We start from the raw sequence: 23,492 nt of genomic DNA, 5'->3' as shown, positions 1-23,492 counted from the left end.
CGGTTGACCGGCACGGCGTACCCCGGGGTGAAACTGGTGCTGACTGGTCGGACTCAGGCCTTGGGTGCCAGGTCGAAGTCGATGATCTGGTCCGGGCTGAGGTCGGACTCCAGGGTGCCGGCGCCACGCAGGATCGCGATGCTCTTGGCCACCCGTCCACTGTCCAGCGTGCCCAGCGCGGTCCCGGAGTTGCTGGATCGCACGTACCCGGCCATCAGCTGAAGCTCGGCGGAGGCGGCGGCAGGCACCACGGCCTCGACGTTCTTGGCCAGGATCTCGGCGGCCTCGTCGGGGTGCTCCAGGGCGTACTCCAGCCCCTTGAGCAGGGCCCCGGTGAACCGCTTGACCATCTCCGGCTTCTCACCGGCGACCTGCTTCGAGGTGATCAGCACCATGCCGTAGAGGTCCTGCATCACATTGCTGTACGGCAGCAGGACGGCCTTCTTCTTGGTCACCGCCTCGATGGTGGGCTGACCGACGACGAACTGGCCGATCCCGTCCACGGACCCGGAGGCAAGCGTGCCCATCAGGGTCTGGGCGTCACCGTTGACCCAGGTCACCTTCTCGTAGTCGATACCGGCCATCCGCGCGTACGTCGGGAAGAGGTTGCGGACGACCGAGCCGGGGGTGTCCGCGAGCTTCTTGCCCTCCAGGTCCTTCGGCGTGCTGATGCCGGTGCCCTCGACCGTGGCGATGGCGGCCATCGTGCGCTGCTGGATCGCCGCCACGGCGACGAAGTCCTTGGCCTGCCCGTTGCCGAGCGCGAGCAGCCCACCGGTCAGGTCGATCGGGCCGAACTGCGCCTGGCCGCCGACGATCGTCTGGATGACGCCGTTGGTGCCCTGGCCGGGCTTGATCTCGACGTCGAAGCCGGCGTCCTTGAAGAAGCCCTTCTCCTTCGCCACCCAGGCGTACGAGTCACGCCCGAAGTTGCCGAACGAGGTGAGGTACGTCACCTTCTCCAGGGACGAGCCGACGTTCTCACCGGTGTCGTCCGAGCCGCTGCTGCACGCGGAGACCAGCGCGAGCGCGGTGGCCATCGTGGCCGCGGCGACCGTACGGGTGAGCCTTCTCATCTGTGCACCTTGTCCTTTCCCACCGGGGCGTCGCGGGCCTCCGGGAGGGGATGTTGGGCGGCACCGGCAGCCGGGGGAACGGAAGCCGACACCGCGTATCGAGGGGACTCTTCGCGGGCACAGCGTACGAGAACCTCACCTTTGCGACGCCAGGTGTACCGGGTTGCGGAACGGATACAACTCACCTCCGCCCCCGGACAGTGCGATAAGGGCAGAGACCGCTAACCTTTGGCGGATTCCTGACTACCCACTCGGGGGAGGCCGCCGGATGATCCGCCTGTCCGAGGTGTCGCGCACCTTCGACGGCCGTAGTGGCCGCGTAGAGGCCTTGCGCGGCATCGATCTCGACGTGGCCGAAGGCGAGTTCATCGCGGTGCTCGGTCGCTCCGGCTGCGGCAAGTCGACCCTGCTGCGACTGATCGCCGGCCTGATTCCGGTCACCTCCGGCCAGGTCACCGTAAGTGGCGAGCCGATCACTCGACCGCGCCGCGACATCGCCATGTTGTTCCAACGGCCGGCCCTGCTGCCCTGGCGCACGGTGCTGGACAACGTCCTGCTGCCGGTGGAGATCTTCGGCTGGAAGCGCGCCGACTACCGGGACCGTGCCCGGCGGCTACTCGACGTGGCCGGCCTGGCCGGCTTCGAGAAGCGGCTGCCGCACGAACTGTCCGGCGGCATGCAGCAGCGGGTGTCGCTGTGCCGGTCGCTGATCGGCGATCCCCGCGTGATGCTGATGGACGAGCCCTTCTCCGCCCTGGACGCACTCACCCGGGAGGAACTGTCCGGCGAGTTGCAACGGGTGCACATGCGCAGCCGCGCCACGGTCGTCTTCGTCACCCACTCCATCGACGAGGCGGTGCTGCTGGCGGACCGGGTGGTCGTGCTCAGTCCGCGCCCCGGGCGGGTCCGCAAGATCGTCGACGTGGCCATCCCTCGGCCCCGCACCCTCGGCCGCAACGCGCACCTGGCGGAGGTCGCCCAGGTCAGCGCCGACCTGCACGAGCTACTGATGGAGCGGGACCACCCGGCGACCGCCGGCACGGAGAGGTGAACTCCGGGTCACCGTCCGCACCGAGCCACATCGACTCGGAGCAGGCCCGGCCGGTCGCGCTCACGTAGACCTGCCGGGCGCAGGTGCCGGTCGTCCGCACGGCGCGCCGGTGGCGATCGGTCGCCACGGACCGTAACGTGCCGACCATGGCCCATCGGACCTTGAGCCGGCTACTGCTCACAGCGTTCGGCGTCAGCCTGCTGGCCGCAGCCGGTCAGCTGGGCGTCGCCTTCGGCTTCGGCATCATCCGCCTCACTGGCGCCTTCACCGACGCCACTGTCAACCAGTGGCCGGCCCAACTCGTCTGGGCCGGCTGGTTCGCGGCGAACGCCGCCGTCGTCGGAGCAGTGCTCACCGAGCGTCTCGCCGGCCGTGCCGGTGGGCTCACCGGCACCGGCCACCAAGTGGCCGTGGCGGGCAGCGCCGCGCTGGGCGCCACCGTGGTGGCACCGCTGTGCATGCGACCGGCACGCGGTGCCGAACTCGTCTCGGTCGACCCGGTCTGGGCCGTGGCCATCTGCGCCGTACTCGGTGCGGTGGTCGGCGCGGGCGCCGCGCTGGCCGCCCTGATCCGGCCGAGCTTCGCCGGGAACATGGCCGGCGTCGCCGCCACGATGTGGCTGCTGGCGCTGTTGTCCGTGGCACCGGCGCTCGGTGCGAGCGGGCCGCTGACCCCGGTACGCCTCGGCGTCCTGGAACCGACCTGGCTCACCGCCGACGCGGCGCAGCGCCTGGCTCTGCTGCTCCTGCCGCTGATCAGCCTGCTGGCCGGTGCCGCGACCGGCGCCCTGGCCCGGTGGCGCGGGCAGCCGCCACTGGTCAGTGGACCGAGCGGAGTGGCCGGGCCGATCCTGGTGGCGTTCGCCTACCTGGCCGCCGGCCCCGGCGACGCGAGCGACCGATACCAGATCGCGCCCTACTACGGCGCCCTGATCGCGGTCGCGGTCGGTGTCCTCGGCTCGGCCGCCGCTGCGCTGGTCCCCCTCGCCGTCCTCGACCGTGGCACCGCCGGAACCACCGAGACCGCCATCGAGCCGACCGCGATCCTGCCGCCCCTGCCGGCCACCCCCGCCCTGCCGACGGCGGCCGGCCGGCCGGCCGGCCCGGAGCCCGCCGCCGCCGGGACCGTCGTCGTGGCCGACCCGCCCGGCGGTACGCCCACCGGCCCGGACCTGTCGGCCACCGGCGCGCACGCGTCGCCACCCCACTGGGACTGGCCGGGTGAGCCCACCGCGCCCGGCGCACCGGGGCGACCGCCGATCGACCCGGCATCCGGCACCACGCCGGGTACGGGTACCGGCATTCCGATCGCCGCAGGCCCGACCATCGACGGCGAAACCGCACCGGCACCGACCGCCGTCGCCCCCTCCGCCGACACTGCCTCCGTTGGCACCGCCTCCGCTGACTCCCCCACCGCTGATCTTGACGCGGCCAGCACCGCTGATCTTGACGCGGCCGGAACCGCTGATCTTGACGCGGCCGGAACCGCACCGGTCGGTGACGGCGGCGACTTCACGCCGGCGTCGTCCACGGCGGAACCGGCACCCGCATCCCGGCGTGGCCGCGCGACGCGACCTTCGGCGCAGGTTCGGAACCGGGCCGCCCCGGCCCCGAACCGGGCCACGCCGGCCCCGACCGGGCCCACCGGCCGACCTGAAGCTCCGAGCCCAACCGCAGGTCAGAGCCCGACCGAGCGCACGCCCACGCCCCGCAGCGGAATGCCGTCGGCGAGCGGTACGGGGTCCGCCGATCGCCCCGGCACCGCAGCCGTAGCGCCTGCGGCCGACCTCGGTCCGGCTCCGGTGGTCGACGCCCCCGCCGCCGACGACGTGCCGACCAGCGTCGGTCCGCCGGACGGCGCGACGACACCGGCCGCCGGTCCGGTTGAGGGACCGACGCCGGAGACCGCGACCTGGCACCAGCGCCTGCGGCCCGCCGTACACACGACGGCGACCTGGAACGCCTTCGCGCCGACCCGCCGACCCGAGCCGGCGGACGAGGCCAACCCACCGACCCAGCCGGGCGACGCCACGTCACCGACCGAGCCGGCGGACAGGGTCACGCCATCGACCGAGCCGGGCGACGTCGGAGCGTCGAGCCCGGACGGTGGCACCGACCGGACAGACTCCCGTACCGCCGGTGCCGAGCCCGACCCGGCGGCCGCCGCGCGGGACATCTCGGCGGCCTTCGCCAGCGCGGAACCGGTCGTCTCCACCGACCCGGCGGCGGCCGCCCGCGACCTGTCGGCCGCGTTCAGCAAGCCGCCCGCCCCGCGCGCTGAGCCGGCCCCGCCGGAGCACGACCGCGAGAAGGGCCGTCGGGGCCTGTTCCGGCGCAGCCGACCCCGCCATGCGGAGCCCGACACCGCGGAGCAGGAGGAACCGCTGGCCGCGCAGGACGAGGAGTACATGGACTGGGTGGCCGGGCTCGGTCGCCCGTCGGTCGACGACGAGCCGCTGCTGAAGGAGCCGCGCCGCCGACTGCGGCCGACCGGCCGGCACCACCGCGAGTAGCAGCGGCCCGTCGCGAGTAGCAGCGGCCCGTCCAGCCGCGACGGTCAGGCCAGCGGCAGGTAGACCCGCCCGCCGGAGGCGACGAACTCGTCGGACTTGTCCTGCATCCCCCGGGCGGCGTACTCCTTGAGATCCTGACTGATCTTCATGGAGCAGAACTTCGGCCCGCACATCGAACAGAAGTGCGCGGTCTTGGCGGGCTCGGCGGGCAGCGTCGCGTCGTGGTACGACCGTGCCGTCTCCGGGTCGAGCGAGAGGTTGAACTGGTCCTCCCACCGGAACTCGAACCGTGCCTTGGAGAGCGCGTCGTCCCAGGCCTGGGCACCCGGGTGCCCCTTGGCCAGGTCCGCCGCGTGCGCCGCGATCTTGTACGCGATGACCCCTGCCTTCACGTCGTCGCGATCGGGCAGCCCCAGGTGCTCCTTGGGCGTCACGTAGCAGAGCATGGCGGTGCCGAACATGCCGATCATCGCCGCGCCGATGGCCGAGGTGATGTGGTCGTACGCGGGCGCGATGTCGGTGGTCAGCGGACCGAGCGTGTAGAACGGCGCCTCGTGGCACCACTCCTGCTGGAGGTCCACGTTCTCCTTGATCTTGTGCATCGGCACGTGACCCGGGCCTTCGATCATCACCTGTACGTCGTACTCCCAGGCGATCCGGGTCAGCTCGCCCAGCGTCCGCAACTCGGCGAACTGCGCCTCGTCGTTGGCGTCCGCGATCGAGCCGGGCCGCAGGCCGTCACCGAGCGAGAACGTCACGTCGAACCGGGCCAGGATCTCGCACAGCTCACGGAAGTTCGTGTAAAGGAAGTTCTCCTCGTGGTGCGCCAGGCACCAGGCCGCCATGATCGAACCGCCCCGCGACACGATGCCGGTCACCCGGTCGACCGCCAGCGGCACGTACGGCAGCAGCACCCCGGCGTGCACCGTCATGTAGTCCACGCCCTGCTCGGCCTGCTCGACCACGGTGTCCCGGAACACCTCCCAGCTCAGCTTCACCGGGTCGCCGCCGACCTTCTCCAACGCCTGGTAGATCGGCACCGTGCCGATCGGCACCGGCGAGTTGCGCACGATCGCCTCGCGGGTCTCGTGGATCCGCTTACCGGTGGACAGGTCCATCACGGTGTCCGCGCCCCATCGGGTCGCCCAGGTCAGCTTCTCCACCTCCTCGGCCACCGAGGACGTCACGGCCGACGTGCCGATGTTGGCGTTGACCTTGACCAGGAACGCCTTGCCGATGATCGCCGGCTCGCACTCCGGGTGGTTGATGTTGAGCGGCAGCACCGCCCGGCCGGCCGCGATCTCGTCCCGGACGAACTCGGGAGCCATCCCCTCCCGGATCGCCACGAACTCCATCTCGGGGGTGACGACCCCGGCCCGCGCGTACGCGAGCTGCGTCGGCCGTTTGCCGTCCGCCCCGCCCAACGGGGTGCCGGCACCGCGTACCGGGGCGACGTCCCCCCGCTCGGCGATCCACGGTCCCCGCAACGGAGGCAGACCGACCTCCGGGTCCGAGCCCGGCCCGGCGGTGTCGTAGAGCCGGACCGGCGGGTTGTCCCCGGTCAGCTCGACCTCCGCGAACGGCACCCGGACGTCCGGTCGCGAACCCTCGACATAGACCTTGCGACGTTCCTGCATGACAGCCTCCCTCGCCTAAGCGGACCAGCCGAAGTGGTCCATCGGGCCGCGTCCCGCGCCCAACTCCCAGTCCCGCGCACCGGCCAGCGCGCGGGTCACGTACTCCTTGGCGGCGGCGACCGCCACCGGCACCGGATCGCCAAGTGCCAGCCGCACGGCGGTCGCCGCCGAGAACGAACAACCGGTGCCGTGGGTGTGCCGGGTCGGCACCCTGGGGGCCCGCAGCACCGTCGTACCGTCCGGACCGTGCAGCACGTCCACCGCCTCGTCGCCGGTGTCCACGTCACCGCCGGTCACGATCACCCATTCGGCACCACCCGCCGCCAGCGCCCGCGCCGCCGCCGTCATCTCCGCCACGCCGGTCACCGGCGCGCCGGTGAGAGCGGCGGCCTCCGCGCTGTTCGGCGTCGCCACCCGGGCGTACGGCAGCAGCCGCACCACCGCCTCCACCACACCGAGCCGGTGTCCACTGGTGGCGACCAGCACCGGATCGACGACGAGCTGCGGCAACCGACCGGCCGCCGCCGCCTCGGCGATCGCACCCGCCACGGCCGGGGTACCGAGCATCCCGGTCTTGACCGCGCGCACCGTGAAGTCGGAGAGCACGCTGTCCAACTGGTCACTGACCGTCTGCGGCGGCAACGGCAACACCGCGTCCACCCCCCGGGTGTTCTGCGCGGTGACGGCGGTGAGCACACTCGTGCCGTACGCACCGAGCGCGGCGAAGACCTTGAGGTCCGCCTGGATGCCGGCACCGGCACCGGAGTCCGAACCGGCGACGGTGAGCACGGTTGTCGGGGTTGTCACGTGTCTCCTCTTGGCTGTGTTCGGGGTTCCGGTTTAGGGCTGCGGCCGACCGTGCCCACTCCGGGCGGTCAGGCTTGATCCCTGCGTGGGCACGGTCGGCCGCAGCCCCGTCGTGGTCGTCGCCCGTCGGGACGGATCGGGGGCGGCTTCGGGTGCCCTGCGTTGGGGAAGCTGGCGGGGTGGGGCTCGGATGACGGGCTGGGGAGGCCGACGCGGTGGGGGTCATCGCTGGGCCGAGGGTGTGGGGGCGGAGCCTGGGGTGGTTGTTCGGCGGTGGGCGGTGGTGAGGGTGGTGGCGACCTGGTGGGGGTTTCGGGCGCGCATGATGGCGCCCTGGACGGCCACGCCGGTGGCGCCGGCCTCCACGCAGGCGCGGACCTGGGCGGGAGTCTCGATCCCGCCGAGAGCGAGAACGGGCACCGGGCTGCGACTCACCAGAGCGGCCAGGCCGTCGGGGCGCAGCGGTGGGCCGTAGCCGGGTTTGCTGCGGGTGGGGAAGACCGGTGACAGGGTCACATAGTCCTCGGTGGTGAGTCGGTCCAGCTCCGCCTCGTCGTGGCAGGAGCGGCCGACCAGGTCGGCGACGGGTGGCGGGTACGGACCGGCCGCCGGAAGGTGGAGCGCGACGAGTGCACCGCCGAAGATGCTGGGAATCCGTGGGGCGGGCTCGGTGTCGGGCAGGAGCGGGTCGGGGCCGGCGACGATCAGGGTGCCGCCTGCCTCGGCCAGGATCGGTCGCAGCTCGGCGGCGAGGGCCAGGCGCTCGGCGCGCGGCAGGTCCTTCTCACGCAGCACCACGCACCGCACTCCCCCGGCCACCGCCTGCGCCACCACATCGCACAGGTCCGCCCGCACCGACCGACGATCCGTCAGCAGCACCACACCCGAGACCGGTTGGATCTTGGTACGGAACGGCCCCTGGAGGGGCGGTTTCGCACCGAGATCGGTGAGGTCGCGGGTCACAGGTCGGGTCGACCGTCGTCGGGGGTGGAGGCGAGGGCGTGGAAACGGCGCGGGATCCGGCCCGCGCCGTACGCGAGGCGGCCCGCCTCGATCGCGTACCGCATCGCGGTGGCCATCGCCACCGGGTCCTCCGCCCGGGTGACCGCGCTGGCCAACAGGACCGCGTCGCAGCCGAGCTCCATGGCCAGGGCCGCGTCCGAGGCGGTGCCGATGCCCGCGTCCAGGATCACCGGCACCGTCACGTCCTGGCGGATCAACCGGATGTGGTGCGGATTGTTGACGCCCAGCCCGGAGCCGATCGGCGCGCCGGCCGGCATCACCGCCGCGCAGCCCACGTCGGCCAGCCGCCGCGCCAGCACCGGGTCGTCCGAGGTGTACGGCAGCACGGTGAACCCGTCGTCGACCAGTTCCTCGGCGGCCCGCAGCAGCTCCACCCCGTCGGGCAGCAGCGTGCGCTCGTCGCCGATCACCTCCAGTTTGACCCAGTCGGTGTCGAACGCGTCCCGGGCCAGCCGCGCCACCTTCACCGCCTCACCGGCGGTGTAGCAGCCGGCCGTGTTCGGCAGCAGGCGTACGCCACAGCGGTCCAGCAGGTCGAGCAGTCCGCCGGAGCCGACCGCGACGGTGTCCACCCGACGCAGCGCCAGCGTGACCAGCTCGGTGCCGGAGGCGCGGATCGCCTGCTCCAACACGTGCAGGTTCGCGGCCCCGCCGGTGCCGAGCACCAGCCGGGATGAGAACCGGACGCCGCCCAGCTCGAAGCCCTTCGTCCCGGCGTCCACCTCGTGCCCGTCCGTCGACGGTGTGCGGTCCATCCCGCTCACCCGCCCTGGGCGGCGCTGAGCACCTCGACCCGGTCGCCGCCCCGCAGCACCGTCGCCGGCCAGTCGGTACGCGGCACCACCTCGCCGTTGACCGCCACCGCCACACCGCGCTGCTGCGGGGTCACGTCCCGGACCACCTCGGCGACCGTGACCTCGTCCGGCACGCTGCGCCCGGCACCGTTCACCGTCAACTCCATCAGGCCTCCTCCGTTCACTGCGCGGGTCGGGTGGCGTCGCCGGACGTGCCGAAGCCCTCGCCCGGTCCGGCGTCGGCGGCGAAGCGCTCAGGGCGGAACGGGTCGCCGATCGGGTCGGCGGTCGTCCCGGTCACCAGGTCGACGATCAGGTCGGCGGTCACCGGGGTGAGCACGATCCCGTGCCGGTGGTGGCCGGTGGCGACCAGCACGTCCGGCCGGCCCGGCAACGGACCCAGGATCGGGGCGTTGTCCGGGGTGCCGGGGCGCAGCCCGGCGATCGCCTCCACCAGTTCGTACTCGGCCAACTCGGGCAACAGGTCGATCGCGGCACGCAGCAGCCGCAGCACCGACCCGGCACCGACCGCCAGGTCGGAGCGCTCCTCGACGGTCGCCCCGACCACCACCTCGCCGTCCTCGCGGGGCACCAGATAGACGTGCTCGCCGTCGGCGTACCCCCGGATGACGTGCCGGAAGCCCGGCGGACCGCCGTCGGGCGCGCGCAGCCGCAGCACCTGGCCCTTGACCGGACGGACCGGCAGCCCGGTGAGCGCGGCCGAGCCGCAGCCGGCGGCGACCACCGTCACCCCGGCGGAGACGTCGGCCGGTGTCCGGACCGGCTCGGGGACCAGGGTCGCGCCGGCCCGCTCGGCGGCGAGCCGCAGCGCCGGTACCAGCCGACGCGGGTCGACTTGGTGATCGGTGGCGGCGAACGCGCCACCCCGGACCCGGACAGCCAGCGCCGGCTCACGGTCGCGCAGCTGGGAGGGACGCAGCGGCGTCACCGGCAACCCCAGGCCCTGCTGGTACGCCCAGAGTCGACGCGCCTCGGCGAGGTCGTCGGCGGTCAGCCCGACCATCAGCGTGCCCTCGGTGCGGTAGCCGATGTCGGCGCCGGTCGCCTCGGTCAGCTCGGCGGCGAACGCGGGCCAGCGGGCCGCCGACTCGGTGAGCAGGGCGGTCAGCTCGTGCTCGCCGAAGTACGCTTCGGCCACCGGCGCGAGCATCCCGGCGGCGACGTGCGAGGCACCCGAGCCCGGCGCGGGATCGTGCACGACCACCCGCAATCCGTGTGCCGCGCAGCGCCAGGCGATCGCCAACCCGATCGGGCCCCCGCCCACCACCGCAACGTCCGGTGTAAGGAAGGGTCCCCTGCTAACGCCTCCGGTATAGGAAGGGCCCCCTGCTAACACGTCAACGCCCCGGTCAGCTCGGCCGCGACGCGGGCGGGGTCGGCGGCTCCGGAGAGCGCACCGACCACCGCCACCCCGTACGCGCCGACGGCGCGCAACGCGGGCACGTCCGCCGCCGTCACCCCACCGATGGCGATCACCGGCACGGCGACCGCCTCGGCCACCGCCCGTACCCCGGAAACGCCGATCGCCGGCGGCAGCCCGTCCTTGGTGGTGGTGGCCCGGCAGGGACCGACGCCCAGGTAACTCGCGCCGGCACCGACCGCCTCGGTGGCCGAACCCGGCTCGCGGGCGGTGGCCCCGAGCACGGCGGCCGGGCCGAGCACCTGCCGCGCCGCCGCGACCGGCAGGTCGTCCGCGCCGACGTGGCCACCCGCCGCGCCGGCCGCCAACGCCACGTGCAACCGGTCGTTGACCAGGCAGGTGACCTCGTACGGCGCGCAGAGGGCAAGCACCCGCCGGGTCAGGTCGTACGCCTGGCGGTCGGTCGCGCTGTCCTCGACCCGGATCTGCACCAGCAGTTCGGTGCGGGCCACCGGCAGTACGGCCCGGAGCACGGCGAGCGGATCCCGCCCGGGCCGGGTGTCGGTGATCAGATGCAGTCGTCCCAGGGACGGCACGGCAACACTCCTCCCTGCGCCGGCATTACCCGGATCAGGTTCGACGGTCGGGGGCTCACAGCCCCCCTCTCAGCCCGGTCGACCGGGCTCCCGTGGGTCACTTGCGTGGTCACCGTACGACAGATCGGCTGACCTGCCAAGGTGCGTCCCGCAGGGACGCCTGCTGTTAGGAGGGGGCCCTTCCTCTACCGCAGGCGTTAGCAGGGGTCCCTTCCTTACCTTGGCGGAATGCGTTCGCCCCGTCGCGTGGTGACGCCTACCGGTCGAGCACGGCGCGCAGCGCCTTGAGGTCCGCCTCGCCCGGCTGCCAGGTGCCCGCCTCGGCGTTGGCGCGCACCTGGTCGGGCGTGGTGGCGCCGGCGATGACCGAGGTGACCGCCGGCTGGGCGGCCAGCCCGCCGATCGCCACGTGCAGCATCGACACGCCCCGCTCGGCGGCGTACGCCTCGATGCCCTCGATGGTGTCCCAGTCGGCGGCGGCGAGCCGCTTGGCGTACCGGCCGCCACCGGCGAGGCGGCTACCGGCCGGCGGGGCCTCGCCACGCTTGTACTTGCCGGTGAGCAGCCCGTTGGCCAGCGGGAAGAACGGCAGCATGCCGAGGCCGAACCGCTCGCAGGCGGGCAGCACCTCGATCTCGGCGTCCCGGTTGAGCAGGCTGTAGTGGTTCTGGGCACTGACGAAGCGGGACGTCCCCCGGGTCTTCGCCGTCCAGTCGGCGTCCGCGATCTGCCACCCGGCGAAGTTGGAGTTGCCCAGGTAGCGCACCTTGCCGGCACGGACCAGGTCGTCCAGGGCCGCGAGCGTCTCCTCGATCGGGGTGCCCGGGTCAGGCTCGTGGAGCTGATACAGGTCGATGTAGTCGGTGTCCAGGCGGCGCAGCGACGCCTCCACCGCCCGGATGACGTACCGCCGCGAGCCGCGCACGCCGAAGTCGCGCCCGTTGTCGCCACCCATCGACATGCCGAACTTGGTCGCCACCACCACGTCGTCGCGGCGGCCCTTGAGGGCCGCGCCGAGCTGAGTCTCCGACGCACCGTACGGCTCGCCGTAGATGTCGGCGGTGTCGAAGAAGTTGATCCCGACGTCGAGGGCGGCGTCGACCACCGCGCGGGTACCGTCCAGTTCGAGTTTGCGGCCGAAGTTGTTGCAGCCGATCCCCACGACGGACACCACGAGCCCGGAGTCGCCCAACCGGCGATAAGTCATCTCAGTCACGAGATCAACCCTATGTCGATCGCCTGACCTCCCACACCGGCTCCGGTGTCTCCACCACCTCACCGTCACCGCGGAACAGCAGAAAGCGGTCGAAGGTCCGGGTGAACCAGCGGTCGTGGGTGACCGCCAGCACCGTGCCGGAGAAGGCGGCCAGCCCGGCCTCCAACGCCTCGGCCGAGGCCAGGTCGAGGTTGTCCGTCGGCTCGTCGAGCAACAGCAGGGTCGCCCCGGACAGCTCCAGCAGCAGCACCAGGAAACGGGCCTGCTGGCCGCCGGAGAGCGTGCCGAAGCGCTGGTCGCCCTGCCCGGCCAGCTCGTACCGGCTGAGCGCGGCCATCGCCGCGTGCCGGTCCATGCCGGCGCGGTGCTCGTCGCCCCGCCACAGGATCTCCACCAGCGTCTTTGCCATCAGCTCCGGCCGGTCGTGGGTCTGCGAGAAGTGCCCGGGGCGCACCCGCGCGCCGAGCCGGGCCGTCCCGTCGTGCGCCACCGGCGCGAGCGCCGCCGCACCGTCGACCGGGCCGTTGGCCGGGTCCGGGTCCGTGCCGCCCCGGGCCAACAGGCGCAGGAAGTGGGACTTGCCGGTGCCGTTGGCGCCCAGCACCGCCACCCGGTCGCCGTACCAGACCTCCAGGTCGAACGGGTAGGTCAGGCCGTCGAGTTCGAGCTGTTCGCAGATCAGCGCGCGCTTGCCGGTCCGGCCGCCGGCCAGTCGCATCCGGATGTCCTGGTCCTTCGGCGGTACGGGCGGTGGCCCGGCCTCCTCGAACTTGCGCAACCGGGTCTGCGCCGACTGGTACCGGGAGGCCATGTCCGAGTTGTACGCCGCCTTCTGCTTGTACATCAGCATCTGCTCGCGCAGCTTTTGGTGCTCCTCGTCCCACCGTTTACGCAGTTCGTCGAGGCGGGCGTGGCGGGCCGTCCGGGCGGAGTGCCAACTGGCGAAGCCGCCCGGGTGCCTGGTGTCCGATGCCTGACCCGGCGTGATCCGCGTGGCGAGCGACCGGCCCCGCCCGTCGGTCACAGAGCGCACCTTCGTGGTCAGTCCCCCACGGGAACGACCCAGACCCTCACGCGCCTGCGCCTGCTTGGCATCGAGCCCCCTTTACGGGCCCCCGCCGCATGCTGATGAGCACGCACCACCGTCGAATCGACCTGAGCGTGCCAGTCGACGTCACCGTCCGCCTCGGCCACCGTGATCACATGCGCCTTCAGCCTGGCCCACGTACCGTCGGCGGCCCACCGGCGGAACCGTCCGGCCAGGGTCTTCCACGGCCCGTACCGCTCCGGCGCGTCCCGCCACGGCGAACCTGTCCGCTTCACCCAGCAGATCCCGTTGATCACCTGCCGGTGATCACGCCACTGACCACCCCGAACCGGCTGCTCGGGCAACAACGGCTCCAGGATCGCCCACTCGTCATCCGTCAGATCAAACCGCGCCATACAAGGAACAACGAACCACCCCCAAGATCCGCGAGACACGCCCTAGGCGTCCGGGGAAGAAGGCCGGTGTCCTTGGCGTGTTGCCGGTTGGCGAACCCGCCGATCAGCCGCACGTGCAGGTCAGACAGCGCTTGACGCGCCTGCGGGCTGTCGGCGTAGATGCCCATGCAGTGCTCGCCCATGTCGTCCAGGCAGACCAGCACCGGGGTACGGAACGGTTCATACCGCACGACCAGGCTCCAGTCATACATGCTGTCCTCGGGGCAGTGCAGCACCAGCACCAGCACCACGCTGCCACCTCCCTAGAACAGCCGGTACTCGCCCCCGAACGCGATCAGCGACCCCGCCTCATCGAACACGGCGTGCGCGTCGATCGCGGACGCCCACCGCACACGGACGACCGTCGCGGCCACGAAGTCACTCAACGCCCCGGCACGGCCGGGTCCGGGTGGGCCAAGTCCCACGCCAGCCGTTCGGCCAGCTTGCGGCGCCGCAGCACGCCACCGTTCGGGGTCAGGCATCGCCCGCCCCGCCTCGGATGCTGGCTGGCCAGCAACACCGCGCGTCACCCCCAAAGCTTGACACCCCCGCCCCACCCAGCGCGAGATATGGCAGGGAAGCACAGCCCACGGACGGGACGGGAAACCCCGCCCCGGCCGTGAATCCGTCCCTGCGAGGGACCGCCATGCCCGGAAGGCTACCGGCGCGCGCCCGCGTCGTCCCACACCACCGCGTCCGGGTTGTCCAGCCAGAACCGGTGTTCCCCGGTGTCGGTGACGGTCAGCCCGAGGCGGTCCCGCGACGGTGCCCCGGCGTCGCGCCACCGGTCGTAGACGGTTTCGAACTCGTCCCACAGGTCACGCGGCCCGTACTGCTCCACCTGCCCGGCGGTGTCGTCGACCGCCGCCCATGAGCCGTCCAACGCGAACAGCCACATCTGTTCGTTGCCGCCGTCCGGGGTGAACCCGAGCCACGTCACGCCGGGGACGCGCAGCGCCAGCCACAGCCCGGCGTCGGTCTGGTGCAGGACGAAACTCGGGTGCCGGGTCGGCCGGGTGGTGCCGGTCTGCTTGACAGCCGTGGACAGCGCCGCCGTTGCCCGGTTGGCCGAGCGGACGGGCATGAACCCGCCCGACTGGGCCAGGAAGAACCCTTGCCCGCTCCCGCCGTTGACCTCCAACCGTACGAGCGGACCGCCGCCGAGGTCACGCCACAGGCTGACCACGACGGCCCCGCCGTCGCGTACCTGAGCCAGCCACGCGGGCGGCACCGCAGGCACGGACACCGTGGCGATCAGCCGGTCATAGGGGGCGCTCTCCGGCCAGCCCCGTTCGCCATCGCCCGTGACCAGGGTCGGCCGGTACCCGCACGCCGCGATTCGTTGCCGGGCCAGGTCCGCGACCACCGGGTCAACCTCCACACTGGTGACGTTCTGCGCACCGAGCCGGTGCGCCAGCAACGCCGCGTTGTAGCCGGTGCCGGTGCCGATCTCCAAGACCCGTTCCCCACCGGAAAGGCGCAACGCCTCCAGCATCAACGCCATGAGCCCCGGCTGTGTCGAGCTGGATGTGCCGGTCCCCGCCAGCGGTCCGCCGTCCGGGTCCGGGCTGACCGTGCCGTCCAACTGTGTGGTCAAGGTGGTATCGGCGTACACCATCCGCCAATAGTCCGGGTGGGTCGCGTCGATCGCCTGCCACCGCCCATCGGGCAGCGACAGAAAGAACGCGGGCAGGAACACATGACGTGGCACTTCACCGAACGCCTTCCTCCATAGCGGATCGGACAGGTAGCCGTCAGCTTCCAACCCGGCAACGAACCGGGGAATGTGCTCGGACAGTTGTTCAGTCATGCGTGGCACCTTCCAACGCGTCGGCGATAGCAGCAGCTATCGGTAATCCGGTTTCGTGTTCTATCCATGCCCATTGCCCGTTCGGGTTCGCCTCCAAAAACACGTGCTCACCGTCCGGAGTGACGACAAAATCCAGCGCGGCGAAACGCAGCCGGCGCAACGTGACGAAACGCCGCACCTTGTCCGCCACCTCCTCCGGTAGCGTGTCGACGCTGTACCGAAGATTGCGGTAATCCGCGCGCCAGTCGGCGCGACCTTTCTCCGTCAACGCGTCGATACGCGCGGTGAAAACGCTTCCGTCCACCACCGTCACACGCAACTCGTACGCCTTGTCGACCTGTTGTTGGAACAGGTGTGCCGTGACCGCAACACCGTCATCCAGCGTCGCCGGATCGACCGGACGGGCATAGATCACCTTATCCTCGCCAAGGATGCCCATGGTCAACGACTTGTAGATGATCGGGCCGTACGCCTGCGCGAACGCCCGCGCCTCGGCCGGATCGTTGGTAAGTAACGTCGCCGGGACCGGCAAGCCGACCTGTGCCGCCGTCGCCAACTGCACCGGCTTGTGCTCGGCCGCGCGGATGTCGTCCGGGTGGTTCAGCCACGGCAACACCGCCAGCACACCGCGCAGCCCAGCCACCGCCTCCGCGCGCACCCATTCGGCGTGCGGCACGTCGGCCGGCACAGTGATCGGGGTGGGACGCCGCCACCACGCGCACGCCACGTCGGCCACGTCCACCGTTCGCCGGTCGGTACGCAGGTACCCGGTCCAGCAATCGCCGAACCGGGCACCCAGCACCACCGTGGACGGGAACGCGCCAGGATCGCACCGGAACACCGGAATCCCCCGACGTTCCAATTCGACAATCACCGCGTCGGCGGTCACGTCGAACTCGCCGGTGAATACCACGACCGTATGCCCGCCCACACGTGCGCCTTAGTCCTCGGTCTGGTCGGAGTCTTTGTCTGACCCGCCCTTGTTGTCCTGCACCGCCGTGTTCGTGGACGTGGTACCGGTCGAGTGCTTCAACGCCGGAACACTCACCCCGTCCTCGGTAATGATGCTGATCTGCCGATCCGGATCGAAACGGACCGTGGACAGATCCACCGGCACCGGCACGACGTCAACCGCCTGCCGCGCCCCGTACGCTACTACCGTCATCGCCTTTTCCTTCCCTCGTGAGGAACGAGACTATGGAAAGCGGATTGGAACGCCTCGTTGCGATCCTCCCCGATTGATCCCCCTGTTCCACTTCCACAGAATTTGCCCGCCTTGACGCAACGGGTCAAGCAGACAACCGCCACTGCTCAATTGCCGCCATAATTCAGCAGCGCCGTTGGTCAGCGCCGCACGGCTGTCGAAGGTCATCACGGCTCCCGCTCCCGTTCGTACAGGAAGCTCTCCGGGCTCAACGAAGCCCCGTGTCCGCCGATGGTGTAGCCGGTGTGATTCGGGTGTGTGCGGCCGGACTCGCGCGGCGCCGGGCCGGCAGCGGGAGGAGGCGGTGCCGCCCCCACCCGCCCGTCATACCAGCGCGGGTCTTCCCCGGCCGCAGCGATCACCGACGCCGCGTGCTTGCGTACCGGGCACGGCACCCGCTCGCCGCAGCGCACACACGCCCCGGCCGCGTCGCCGTGATGACCCTGGTACAGCTCCACGGCCGTCACGTGCATCGGGGTGCCGTGCAGGTTCGGAATCGGCGCTTCCACCATGACGGCCCCCTTTCCCACCTCAAACCGTTGCTGTGCTGAGGTTTCAGGATGCGGCACGCGCCTTTTCGGGGCGGTGCAACGCAGTCACGACCGACCTACCCGCCACGCCGCCCCCGTTGCCGGTCACCGCGCCGGACGGACCGTCCGTAGGACTGGCCGCCAGCACCGCGAACCGGGTCTTCGCGTCCGCGTCGGCGAGTGTGAGCGCCCGATCAAGAACCGCCTGTGTGGCCAGCCTCAGCGGCACCGTAGTGGACTTGTTCTCCCACCATGAGACCGTCGAGGTGTTCACACCGAGATGTTCGGCGAAGGCCCGCACACTCATCCGCAACGCCTCACGCAACACCCGGGACTCGCGCCCGGTCCACCGGACCACCGTCAGCCCGCACCCGCAATCCTCCGGTGCCTGCCCCGACCCCGGCGCGCAACCGGACCGGTCCCCAACCGAACCCGTACCCGCCTCGCCGAACGACTCCGGTTCGGCCTGCGCCGCGTCGTTGGCGTGCCCCTGAATGATGTAGAACCCAAGTGCGGCATCGGTGTCCCGGCCGAGCACCGCGCGGAACGCCGTCCGGTAGTGCTCCGTTGGCCATCGGTGCTCCCCCCGTTCGAGCTTGCCGACGTACTGGCCATCGATGTTGACCCTATGTCCGGCGTGCTTGAACAGGTAAGCGGCAGTGGCCTCGGCCAACTCTTGCCGCGACATCGGCCGGCCCGACCCGGACGGGGACAGCAGCGCCCGCCGCGCGCTGCGCAATAGATCGTTCGGACCCGGTTGATACGCCACTCTGTATGTCCGTCCTTGCAACGTGTGGTTGTCGTTGGGGCAGGCGCGGGCCAGGCGAGCGGTACGCGCACTCCGCAGCGGCGCGCGTACCGCTCTCAGCCCGCCTGCGGGGTGCGCGTCATCCCGCCCGCGCCGCAAGCCAGTTGAAATCAGTCCGTTTCGTGCCCATCAACTCCGGGTGCGTCGCGCCCGGCCGCCGCCGAGGCAGCCGGGCCGACAGCGCGAACACCGTGGCCGCCGCCTCGTGCGCCGGACACGGGCCGAGTACCCTGCACTCCACGCACAGCCCGTCGCTGCTGGACACCGCGTGCCGGTCCAACGTCGCCTGTGCGTGATCGATCTGCGTTCCGCCGTGATAGGTCGTCGCCATCTCACACGTCCCTATGCCGAACGAGGGACAGACGTGCCGTGCGGCCCCGCGTGGGGAGCCTCACGAGCGGTACTGCACGGCACGCCCGACCCGATTCACCCGCCGCCACGGAGCCCAAGATCACGAAGCGGCGGGAAGCCTTCCGTTCTCTCCCGTGATTGACACGCGGCGAACCCGCGTGCCTGCCGCCCGCATCAACGGGCGACCGGTCGCGTCCGTACTGATCACGGCCGGGAATGAGAACCACCCGGACGAAGTCGCACCCCGCCCACGCGCACCGACACGGGGCGTGGTCGCTGGCTGATCTGCGTCCCGTCCCGCCGCAGTTCCAACCCTTCAAGATCAAGCCAATCGCCATCGGATTTGCAATCCTGGTCCTCAACCTCGATGACATCGCCGATCTTGAGCATCGTCATAGGGCGTGCCCGACGTGCGACCGGGTGAGATCACCCGTCATGGCGCCGCAACGCGGGCACCATCGACTCTTGACCTTGAACGACCACAGCCCCGCGAGGTACCCGAGTACCAACGCGGCCAGTACGGCGCCGAACAACACAGTGACCACCTCCTGTGCGGGCCGTTCCTTGTACTGGAAGGGGGCATGGACGGCCACCCAACCTGACAGCAGTGATCAGGACCACTGTCATGGACATGATGCCATCGTTCGATAGCTGGGACAAGTGTCCCAGCATCCTTGTCCGACGTGCGGTCCCTGTTCGTCCCGGGCATGCGTGACGATGCCCACGCGGATGGCGGAGTGAGATACTGGCCGCTATGTCCGAGGGTCCGACCGCACGGCGTAGAAGGCTGGGCCAAGTGCTCAAGCAGCACCGGGAGCAAGCCGAGATGTCGATAGAGGCTGCCGCGAAGGCGGCGGGCATCTCCGGTCCGCACCTGTCGCGGATCGAGCGTGCTCGCGTCGGGGTACGAGTGCCCGTCGTCAAGCTGCTACTTCAGACCTACCGAGCCGATCCCGAGACCATCGAAGAGATGGTGGAGATCGCGGGGATCAAGGGCGACCGTGGGTGGTGGCACGACTTCCCGTCGATCAACCGGCCGTATCAGACGTTGATCGGCTTCGAGGCAGTCGCTTCGACCATCCGCAACTACGAGCCGTTCATCGTGCCGGGCCTCTTGCAGACGGAGGAGTACGCGCGGGCCTTGCTGCAACGAGGGCCGGCGCGGCTGAGCGAGGAGACGATCTCCGAGCGGATCGCGGTCCGTACGCAACGTCAGGCGATCCTCGACCGCGACAACCCGCCCGTGCTCTCCTTCGTGCTTGACGAGGCTGTGATCCGGCGCCCGGTTGGCGGGCCAGATGTGATGCGCCAACAGTTGCAGCACATCCTCGATGTCGCGACCCGCCCGAACGTTGACGTTGCGGTGATCCCGTTCGCGGTCGGGGCTCATCCAGGCTCGCTCGGGTCGTTCGTTATCCACAGCTTCGCACCAGGCGAGCGCGACGCGATCTACATCGAGGGCATGGCAGGCGACCTCTACCCTGAACGACGAGTAGAGTGGTATATCGACGTGTTCAACCGACTTCAGTCGATCGCCCTAAATGATGTCGATTCGGCGCATTTCATACGCAAGGCCACAGAGGAGATGAAAAAGTGACTCTTGGACAAGAGTGGAGGAAGTCCACTCGGTCGGGCGACAACGGCAACTGCGTCGAACTCAGGGACATGGAAGGGCGGGTGGAGATGCGAGACTCCAAGGACCCGACCGGGCCGATCCTCGGGTTCGAGTACGACGTGTTTGCCTCCTTCATGGACGACGTGAAGGCAGGATGGTTCGACCGGTGAGGTAAGCCGGCCACCCGATCCAGTTGCCGAACGGACGGCGACTCCCGTGCATCAGGGGGTCGCTGCTTGCTATTTTGAGCGAGCCTCACCGAGGGTGGCCGGGCCATAACCTCCCGAGCGCCTCGCGAGGCCCCTCCGGCCGGGCGAATCGAGCGGGACGAGTCCACGATGGAATCCCGTCGCACCGGTGAGCGGTAGGCAAGGTCGGACCACCGGCAACGTGAACGGGGCGCTCCCGCCACTCGGGGCGCCCCGCTCCATATCCAACCTTCGTGATTGACGCTAAGCGACAACCTCCGACAGCGGTTCTTGGGGACGGGGCCGGACGATGGCCGGGTCAAGGATAGTCACGTTCTGTTCTGCCTTGAGGATCTTGAGCAAGAGTGAGGCACGTTCGTTGGACACCCCGGTGCCGTCCTCGCGCATGGCGTCCGCAAGGTTGTCCCGCGACAGCGACCGACCCCCGGCGGCAAGGGCCGCACGGGCCGCACGTGCCGCACGTGCCGCCGGGATCAGATGCTCCACGGTCCGGATGCCGACCGCCGCCGTCCGATCGCCCGGGTTGCCGGTCCCGAGCGGGCCAGACTGGCTCGCGCCGCCCGAGGCGCCCGCCCTGGGGTCGGCCGGGCCGGTGGCGGACGGCCCCGGGGTGTTCGTCCGCTCGCCGGGAACGGTCCCGGACCGCCCTGGGTCGTCCCGTCCGGTCCGGCGGACGGTCCGGGGGACGTCCGGGACGGTTGCGGACGTCCGCTGATCGTCCCAGACGATCGTCCGCTGATCATCGTCGGTGTGGTCGATCATGGCGAACAGGAGCTTGATCGAGACCAGCATGGAGACCGCCGGCCACCCGGCCAGTGCCTTGCCGATCGGGTCCGCGCCGCCTACCGCGACGTTCGCGGCGAGGCTCGCGGCGGTGCCGACGATGAGCGCGACCCACGGAATCCAGCCGGTAGGCCGCCCGGCGCGACGCTGCGCCACCAGATAGAGACTGGCGACAATCTCCAACCCGTCCACACTGATCGGGAACGCCAGCGCCTTCCACCCAAGTTGATCATGATCAAGGGCTAGCTCGCGCATGTGGGAAAAGCTGATCGCACCCGCGACGATGGCCAACCCGGCGACGAACAACGCGGTGAGAATCAACAGAGCCTTGTCGGTTTGAGTGTTCTTCATCGGGTCGCCTCCGGGACGGTAGCGGCCGACGCGAGCAGCGTCGACAGGGCATCGAGCACCGGCGCCGCGCTGTCGGCGGGCATAAACAGCTCCACCTCGCCGACCTGCACGCACAGGAAGACGGCGCACGGCCACGGGGCGCACGCCTCGGACAGCCAGGCCGTCCCGTCCCGGGCAGGCAGCCACACGGCGGTGGTGAGGTTCAGCGGAATCGGGGCGGACCGGTGCTCGCCCCCGGCGCCGGGCCGGTAGCCGCCGGCCTGGCTGGTCGGATCGGCGGTGCACCGGGACCGGTCGCACCACGCCGGGTGTCGGTCGGCGTGACCGGTCGGGGTCGGCTGTGGTTGGGGTTCGGTGCGTTCATGGATGCCTGTCATGGCGTGAAGTCCTTTGCTGGCAAGGGGTTCGGGTTGCCCACCGGCGCGCGGTGCGCCCGGGGCATCGGGGAGGTTGTGGCGGCGCGAGCGCACGCGCCATCGACCCGGACCGCTCAGCGGGCCGGGAAGAAGGCCAAAAGGGTTGCGGAGACCGGCGTGCGGTCGATGACGCTGGGCGGGTCACGATGCGCGCGGACCACCCAGGGTGACGCCGGTTGGGTTATGGCGCGGCCGGGTCGGTCACCGGTGCGCGGGTGTCGATCAGCCCTGGTGCCGCACGCTGGACACGCGCCAACGGACCAGGGGAAGTAGGTGCCGGTCCCTGCCATGCGGGCTGACCGGGGGCCGCCTATCGGATCGATCCGGGCGGGGATTTGTGGGTTAGTTTCCGGGTTTGGGCCTGCTGGCCCTAGCCATGCACGGCAACCGGACGATGATCCTTCGTGTGCGCACAACGCGGCTTGATATGGTCGTGCGAGACGTAGAGCACCGATTTGGCGGACTCCCGCAGCCGCGCCTCCAGCCAGCGTTTGCCGGGCACGTCGAGGAAGTTGTCCGGCTCGTCGAGCAACAGCACCTCCTCGGGGCCGCGCAGCAGCAGTTCGAGCGCGAAACGCTTCTGCTGCCCACCGGAGAGGGTGCGGACCGGACGCTGCCGGGCGGTGTCCCAGGGCAGGTCGAGCACGATGGTGGCAACGGTGTCGAAGAGCACCTCGGCGTCGTACCCGCCGGTCTCACCCCAGGCGGCCAACGCGTCCGCGTACGCGAGCTGGGCCTTGGCGGCGGTGGTGCTGAACTTGCCGCGCAGCTCGGCCGCGCGCATGGCCGCCTCCGTCTCGGCCAACCGGCGGCCGGCGTCACGCAGCGGCGGCGGGGCCAGTGAGAGGGCCAGGTCGGCCAGCGTCGACTCGTCGCCGATCATGCCGATCAACTGGCGCACCACCCCCAGCCCGCCGGCCCGCGCGATCGTGCCGGTGCGCACCGGCAGGTCACCCGCGACCATCCGCAGCAGGGTGGTCTTGCCGGCGCCGTTCGGCCCGACCAGCGCCACCTTGGCACCCTCACCAACCCGGAACGACACGTCGGTGAAGAGTTCCCGCCCGTCCGGCAGCACGTGTCCGGCCGCTGCCACGTCGACGTATCCCACGCCGGCATCCTGCCGGAGCCGGGCCGGACGGCCAACCGATTAGTCGCGCCCGAGCGGTCAGCGGGTGACGCGAAGCACCCGGAAGCCCTTCTGGCTGGCGTGCCGCTCGACCCGCCAGCCCTGCTCGACCAGCCAGCGGTGCAGCGAGTCGCCGCCGAGGTGGCGGGCCACCACCAGCCAGGCCACCCCGTCCGGGGCCAGTCGCGGCAGCCAGCGGCGCAGCAACTGGTGCAACTCCTCCTTGCCGATCCGGATCGGCGGATTGGACCAGATCTGCGCGAAGTCGAGGTCGGCGGGGACCTCCTCGGGGGCGGCCACCCGCACCCGGTCCGCCACGCCGAGCCGTTGCGCGTTGCCGGCGGTCAACTCCCGGGCCCGTTCGTTGACGTCCACCGCCCAGACGGCCGCCTCGGGCGCAACGGTGGCCAGGACGCACGCGATGGGCCCGAACCCGGACCCGAGGTCGAGCAGGGGCCCGGTGGTCGCCGGTGCCGGCAGGTCGGCCTTGCGCAGCAGGACGGCGGTGCCGGGGTCCAGCCGGGTGGCCGAGAACACCCCGCCCGCCGAGGCCAGGGCATAGTCGCGGCCGGCGACGCTGAACTGCACCTCGCGCGCCTGGGCGGGCGTGCTCGGTTCGGCGATGAAGTAGTGGTCCCCGGTCACGCCGGCCATTCTCGCACCGGCTCGGCACCGGCCGGACCGACGGGAGGACCCCACGCCGACGCCACATC

At 71.0% G+C, this 23,492-nt stretch carries 26 protein-coding genes, 3 pseudogenes and 1 riboswitch; of the genes and pseudogenes, 4 read left to right on the top strand and 25 right to left on the bottom strand.

Features of this window, described 5'->3' with window-relative positions:
* Positions 1 to 53 precede the first annotated feature (53 nt).
* Complete coding sequence (locus ID554_RS19325) at positions 54 to 1,076, bottom strand: ABC transporter substrate-binding protein (protein ID WP_117226213.1); 1,023 nt, start codon at positions 1,074 to 1,076, stop codon at positions 54 to 56.
* Positions 1,077 to 1,344: 268 nt separating this feature from the next.
* Here ID554_RS19325 and ID554_RS19320 point away from each other — a divergent pair, with 268 nt between their 5' ends.
* Entirely contained in the window at positions 1,345 to 2,127 is a 783-nt protein-coding gene (locus ID554_RS19320) for an ABC transporter ATP-binding protein (protein WP_117226214.1), read from the top strand.
* A gap of 146 nt (positions 2,128 to 2,273) precedes the next feature.
* Entirely contained in the window at positions 2,274 to 4,640 is a 2,367-nt protein-coding gene (locus ID554_RS19315; RefSeq protein WP_117226456.1) for a hypothetical protein, read from the top strand.
* A gap of 44 nt (positions 4,641 to 4,684) precedes the next feature.
* On the opposite strand, the gene thiC is transcribed toward ID554_RS19315, so the two are convergent.
* The 20 genes and pseudogenes from thiC to ID554_RS19220 form a co-directional block, all read right to left on the bottom strand.
* Entirely contained in the window at positions 4,685 to 6,277 is a 1,593-nt protein-coding gene (thiC, locus tag ID554_RS19310) for a phosphomethylpyrimidine synthase ThiC (RefSeq protein ID WP_117226215.1), read from the bottom strand.
* Between the two features lie 15 nt (positions 6,278 to 6,292).
* Positions 6,293 to 7,084 carry a bifunctional hydroxymethylpyrimidine kinase/phosphomethylpyrimidine kinase gene (gene thiD, locus ID554_RS19305; RefSeq protein ID WP_117226216.1) on the bottom strand — a complete coding sequence of 264 codons (792 nt, stop codon included), beginning with the start codon at positions 7,082 to 7,084 and terminating at the stop codon, positions 6,293 to 6,295.
* A gap of 222 nt (positions 7,085 to 7,306) precedes the next feature.
* Positions 7,307 to 7,984 carry a thiamine phosphate synthase gene (locus ID554_RS19300; RefSeq protein WP_117226457.1) on the bottom strand — a complete coding sequence of 226 codons (678 nt, stop codon included), beginning with the start codon at positions 7,982 to 7,984 and terminating at the stop codon, positions 7,307 to 7,309.
* 59 nt (positions 7,985 to 8,043) lie between these two features.
* Positions 8,044 to 8,862, bottom strand: a complete 819-nt coding sequence (locus ID554_RS19295; RefSeq protein WP_117226217.1) for a thiazole synthase — start codon at positions 8,860 to 8,862, stop codon at positions 8,044 to 8,046.
* A 5-nt stretch (positions 8,863 to 8,867) separates the two neighbouring features.
* Positions 8,868 to 9,068, bottom strand: a complete 201-nt coding sequence (thiS, locus tag ID554_RS19290; RefSeq protein ID WP_117226218.1) for a sulfur carrier protein ThiS — start codon at positions 9,066 to 9,068, stop codon at positions 8,868 to 8,870.
* A 14-nt stretch (positions 9,069 to 9,082) separates the two neighbouring features.
* Complete coding sequence (gene thiO, locus ID554_RS19285; RefSeq protein ID WP_117226219.1) at positions 9,083 to 10,258, bottom strand: glycine oxidase ThiO; 1,176 nt, start codon at positions 10,256 to 10,258, stop codon at positions 9,083 to 9,085.
* Entirely contained in the window at positions 10,252 to 10,878 is a 627-nt protein-coding gene (locus ID554_RS19280; RefSeq protein WP_117226220.1) for a thiamine phosphate synthase, read from the bottom strand. Before ID554_RS19280 ends, thiO begins: the two co-directional genes overlap by 7 nt.
* Positions 10,873 to 10,981: riboswitch (TPP riboswitch) on the bottom strand. It overlaps the preceding gene by 6 nt.
* 153 nt (positions 10,982 to 11,134) lie before the next feature.
* Positions 11,135 to 12,085, bottom strand: coding sequence for an aldo/keto reductase (locus ID554_RS19275; protein ID WP_117226221.1), 951 nt, complete (start codon positions 12,083 to 12,085; stop codon positions 11,135 to 11,137).
* A 19-nt stretch (positions 12,086 to 12,104) separates the two neighbouring features.
* A pseudogene (locus ID554_RS19270) lies at positions 12,105 to 13,052 on the bottom strand (ATP-binding cassette domain-containing protein); the annotation flags it as partial.
* Positions 13,053 to 13,058: 6 nt separating this feature from the next.
* Positions 13,059 to 13,537 (bottom strand): annotated as a pseudogene (locus ID554_RS19265) (IS5 family transposase); the annotation flags it as partial.
* Positions 13,519 to 13,827 (bottom strand): hypothetical protein, encoded by a 309-nt coding sequence (locus tag ID554_RS19260; protein ID WP_117226223.1) that lies wholly within the window; start codon positions 13,825 to 13,827, stop codon positions 13,519 to 13,521. The pseudogene ID554_RS19265 and the gene ID554_RS19260, both read right to left, overlap by 19 nt.
* Before the next feature lie 12 nt (positions 13,828 to 13,839).
* On the bottom strand, positions 13,840 to 13,962 hold the full coding sequence (locus tag ID554_RS32480; protein ID WP_263407295.1) for a hypothetical protein: 123 nt from the start codon (positions 13,960 to 13,962) through the stop codon (positions 13,840 to 13,842).
* Positions 13,959 to 14,096 (bottom strand): hypothetical protein, encoded by a 138-nt coding sequence (locus ID554_RS19255; RefSeq protein WP_158573665.1) that lies wholly within the window; start codon positions 14,094 to 14,096, stop codon positions 13,959 to 13,961. The genes ID554_RS32480 and ID554_RS19255 overlap by 4 nt, the downstream gene beginning before the upstream one ends.
* Before the next feature lie 138 nt (positions 14,097 to 14,234).
* Positions 14,235 to 15,386 carry an ATP-grasp peptide maturase system methyltransferase gene (gene tgmC / locus ID554_RS19250; RefSeq protein WP_117226224.1) on the bottom strand — a complete coding sequence of 384 codons (1,152 nt, stop codon included), beginning with the start codon at positions 15,384 to 15,386 and terminating at the stop codon, positions 14,235 to 14,237.
* Positions 15,379 to 16,317 (bottom strand): ATP-grasp ribosomal peptide maturase, encoded by a 939-nt coding sequence (gene tgmB, locus ID554_RS19245; protein WP_117226225.1) that lies wholly within the window; start codon positions 16,315 to 16,317, stop codon positions 15,379 to 15,381. Before tgmB ends, tgmC begins: the two co-directional genes overlap by 8 nt.
* A 9-nt stretch (positions 16,318 to 16,326) precedes the next feature.
* Positions 16,327 to 16,551 carry a putative ATP-grasp-modified RiPP gene (locus tag ID554_RS19240; RefSeq protein WP_117226226.1) on the bottom strand — a complete coding sequence of 75 codons (225 nt, stop codon included), beginning with the start codon at positions 16,549 to 16,551 and terminating at the stop codon, positions 16,327 to 16,329.
* A 206-nt stretch (positions 16,552 to 16,757) separates the two neighbouring features.
* The gene (locus ID554_RS19235) at positions 16,758 to 17,102 is read right to left on the bottom strand and encodes a hypothetical protein (protein ID WP_117226227.1); all 345 of its coding nucleotides are present in this window, start codon (positions 17,100 to 17,102) and stop codon (positions 16,758 to 16,760) included.
* A gap of 43 nt (positions 17,103 to 17,145) precedes the next feature.
* Complete coding sequence (locus ID554_RS31780) at positions 17,146 to 17,808, bottom strand: helix-turn-helix domain-containing protein (RefSeq protein WP_199489123.1); 663 nt, start codon at positions 17,806 to 17,808, stop codon at positions 17,146 to 17,148.
* 199 nt (positions 17,809 to 18,007) lie between these two features.
* Positions 18,008 to 18,259, bottom strand: coding sequence for a hypothetical protein (locus tag ID554_RS19225; protein ID WP_117226228.1), 252 nt, complete (start codon positions 18,257 to 18,259; stop codon positions 18,008 to 18,010).
* A 224-nt stretch (positions 18,260 to 18,483) separates the two neighbouring features.
* Positions 18,484 to 18,675, bottom strand: a complete 192-nt coding sequence (locus tag ID554_RS19220; protein ID WP_191088582.1) for a hypothetical protein — start codon at positions 18,673 to 18,675, stop codon at positions 18,484 to 18,486.
* Positions 18,676 to 19,075: 400 nt separating this feature from the next.
* On the opposite strand from ID554_RS19220, the gene ID554_RS19215 reads away from it, so the two are divergent.
* Together ID554_RS19215 and ID554_RS19210 are read left to right on the top strand one after the other, a co-directional pair.
* Positions 19,076 to 19,876, top strand: coding sequence for a helix-turn-helix domain-containing protein (locus tag ID554_RS19215; protein WP_233527385.1), 801 nt, complete (start codon positions 19,076 to 19,078; stop codon positions 19,874 to 19,876).
* Positions 19,873 to 20,064 carry a DUF397 domain-containing protein gene (locus tag ID554_RS19210; protein WP_117226231.1) on the top strand — a complete coding sequence of 64 codons (192 nt, stop codon included), beginning with the start codon at positions 19,873 to 19,875 and terminating at the stop codon, positions 20,062 to 20,064. The genes ID554_RS19215 and ID554_RS19210 overlap by 4 nt, the downstream gene beginning before the upstream one ends.
* Positions 20,065 to 20,346: 282 nt before the next feature.
* Here ID554_RS19210 and ID554_RS19205 read toward each other — a convergent pair whose 3' ends face one another.
* The 4 genes and pseudogenes from ID554_RS19205 to ID554_RS19190 form a co-directional block, all read right to left on the bottom strand.
* Positions 20,347 to 21,192, bottom strand: a complete 846-nt coding sequence (locus ID554_RS19205; protein ID WP_233527386.1) for a DUF2637 domain-containing protein — start codon at positions 21,190 to 21,192, stop codon at positions 20,347 to 20,349.
* 41 nt (positions 21,193 to 21,233) lie between these two features.
* Positions 21,234 to 21,614 (bottom strand): hypothetical protein, encoded by a 381-nt coding sequence (locus ID554_RS19200; RefSeq protein WP_117226233.1) that lies wholly within the window; start codon positions 21,612 to 21,614, stop codon positions 21,234 to 21,236.
* Positions 21,615 to 22,026: 412 nt separating this feature from the next.
* A pseudogene (locus tag ID554_RS19195) lies at positions 22,027 to 22,761 on the bottom strand (ATP-binding cassette domain-containing protein); the annotation flags it as partial.
* Between the two features lie 57 nt (positions 22,762 to 22,818).
* Complete coding sequence (locus tag ID554_RS19190; RefSeq protein ID WP_117226459.1) at positions 22,819 to 23,424, bottom strand: class I SAM-dependent methyltransferase; 606 nt, start codon at positions 23,422 to 23,424, stop codon at positions 22,819 to 22,821.
* Positions 23,425 to 23,492: the final 68 nt, after the last annotated feature.

Source organism: Micromonospora craniellae, assembly GCF_014764405.1.
GTDB classification, from domain to species: domain Bacteria; phylum Actinomycetota; class Actinomycetes; order Mycobacteriales; family Micromonosporaceae; genus Micromonospora; species Micromonospora craniellae.
The sequence above is the reverse complement of the archived record's forward strand: the minus strand, read 5'-3'. Positions and strand labels throughout refer to the sequence as shown.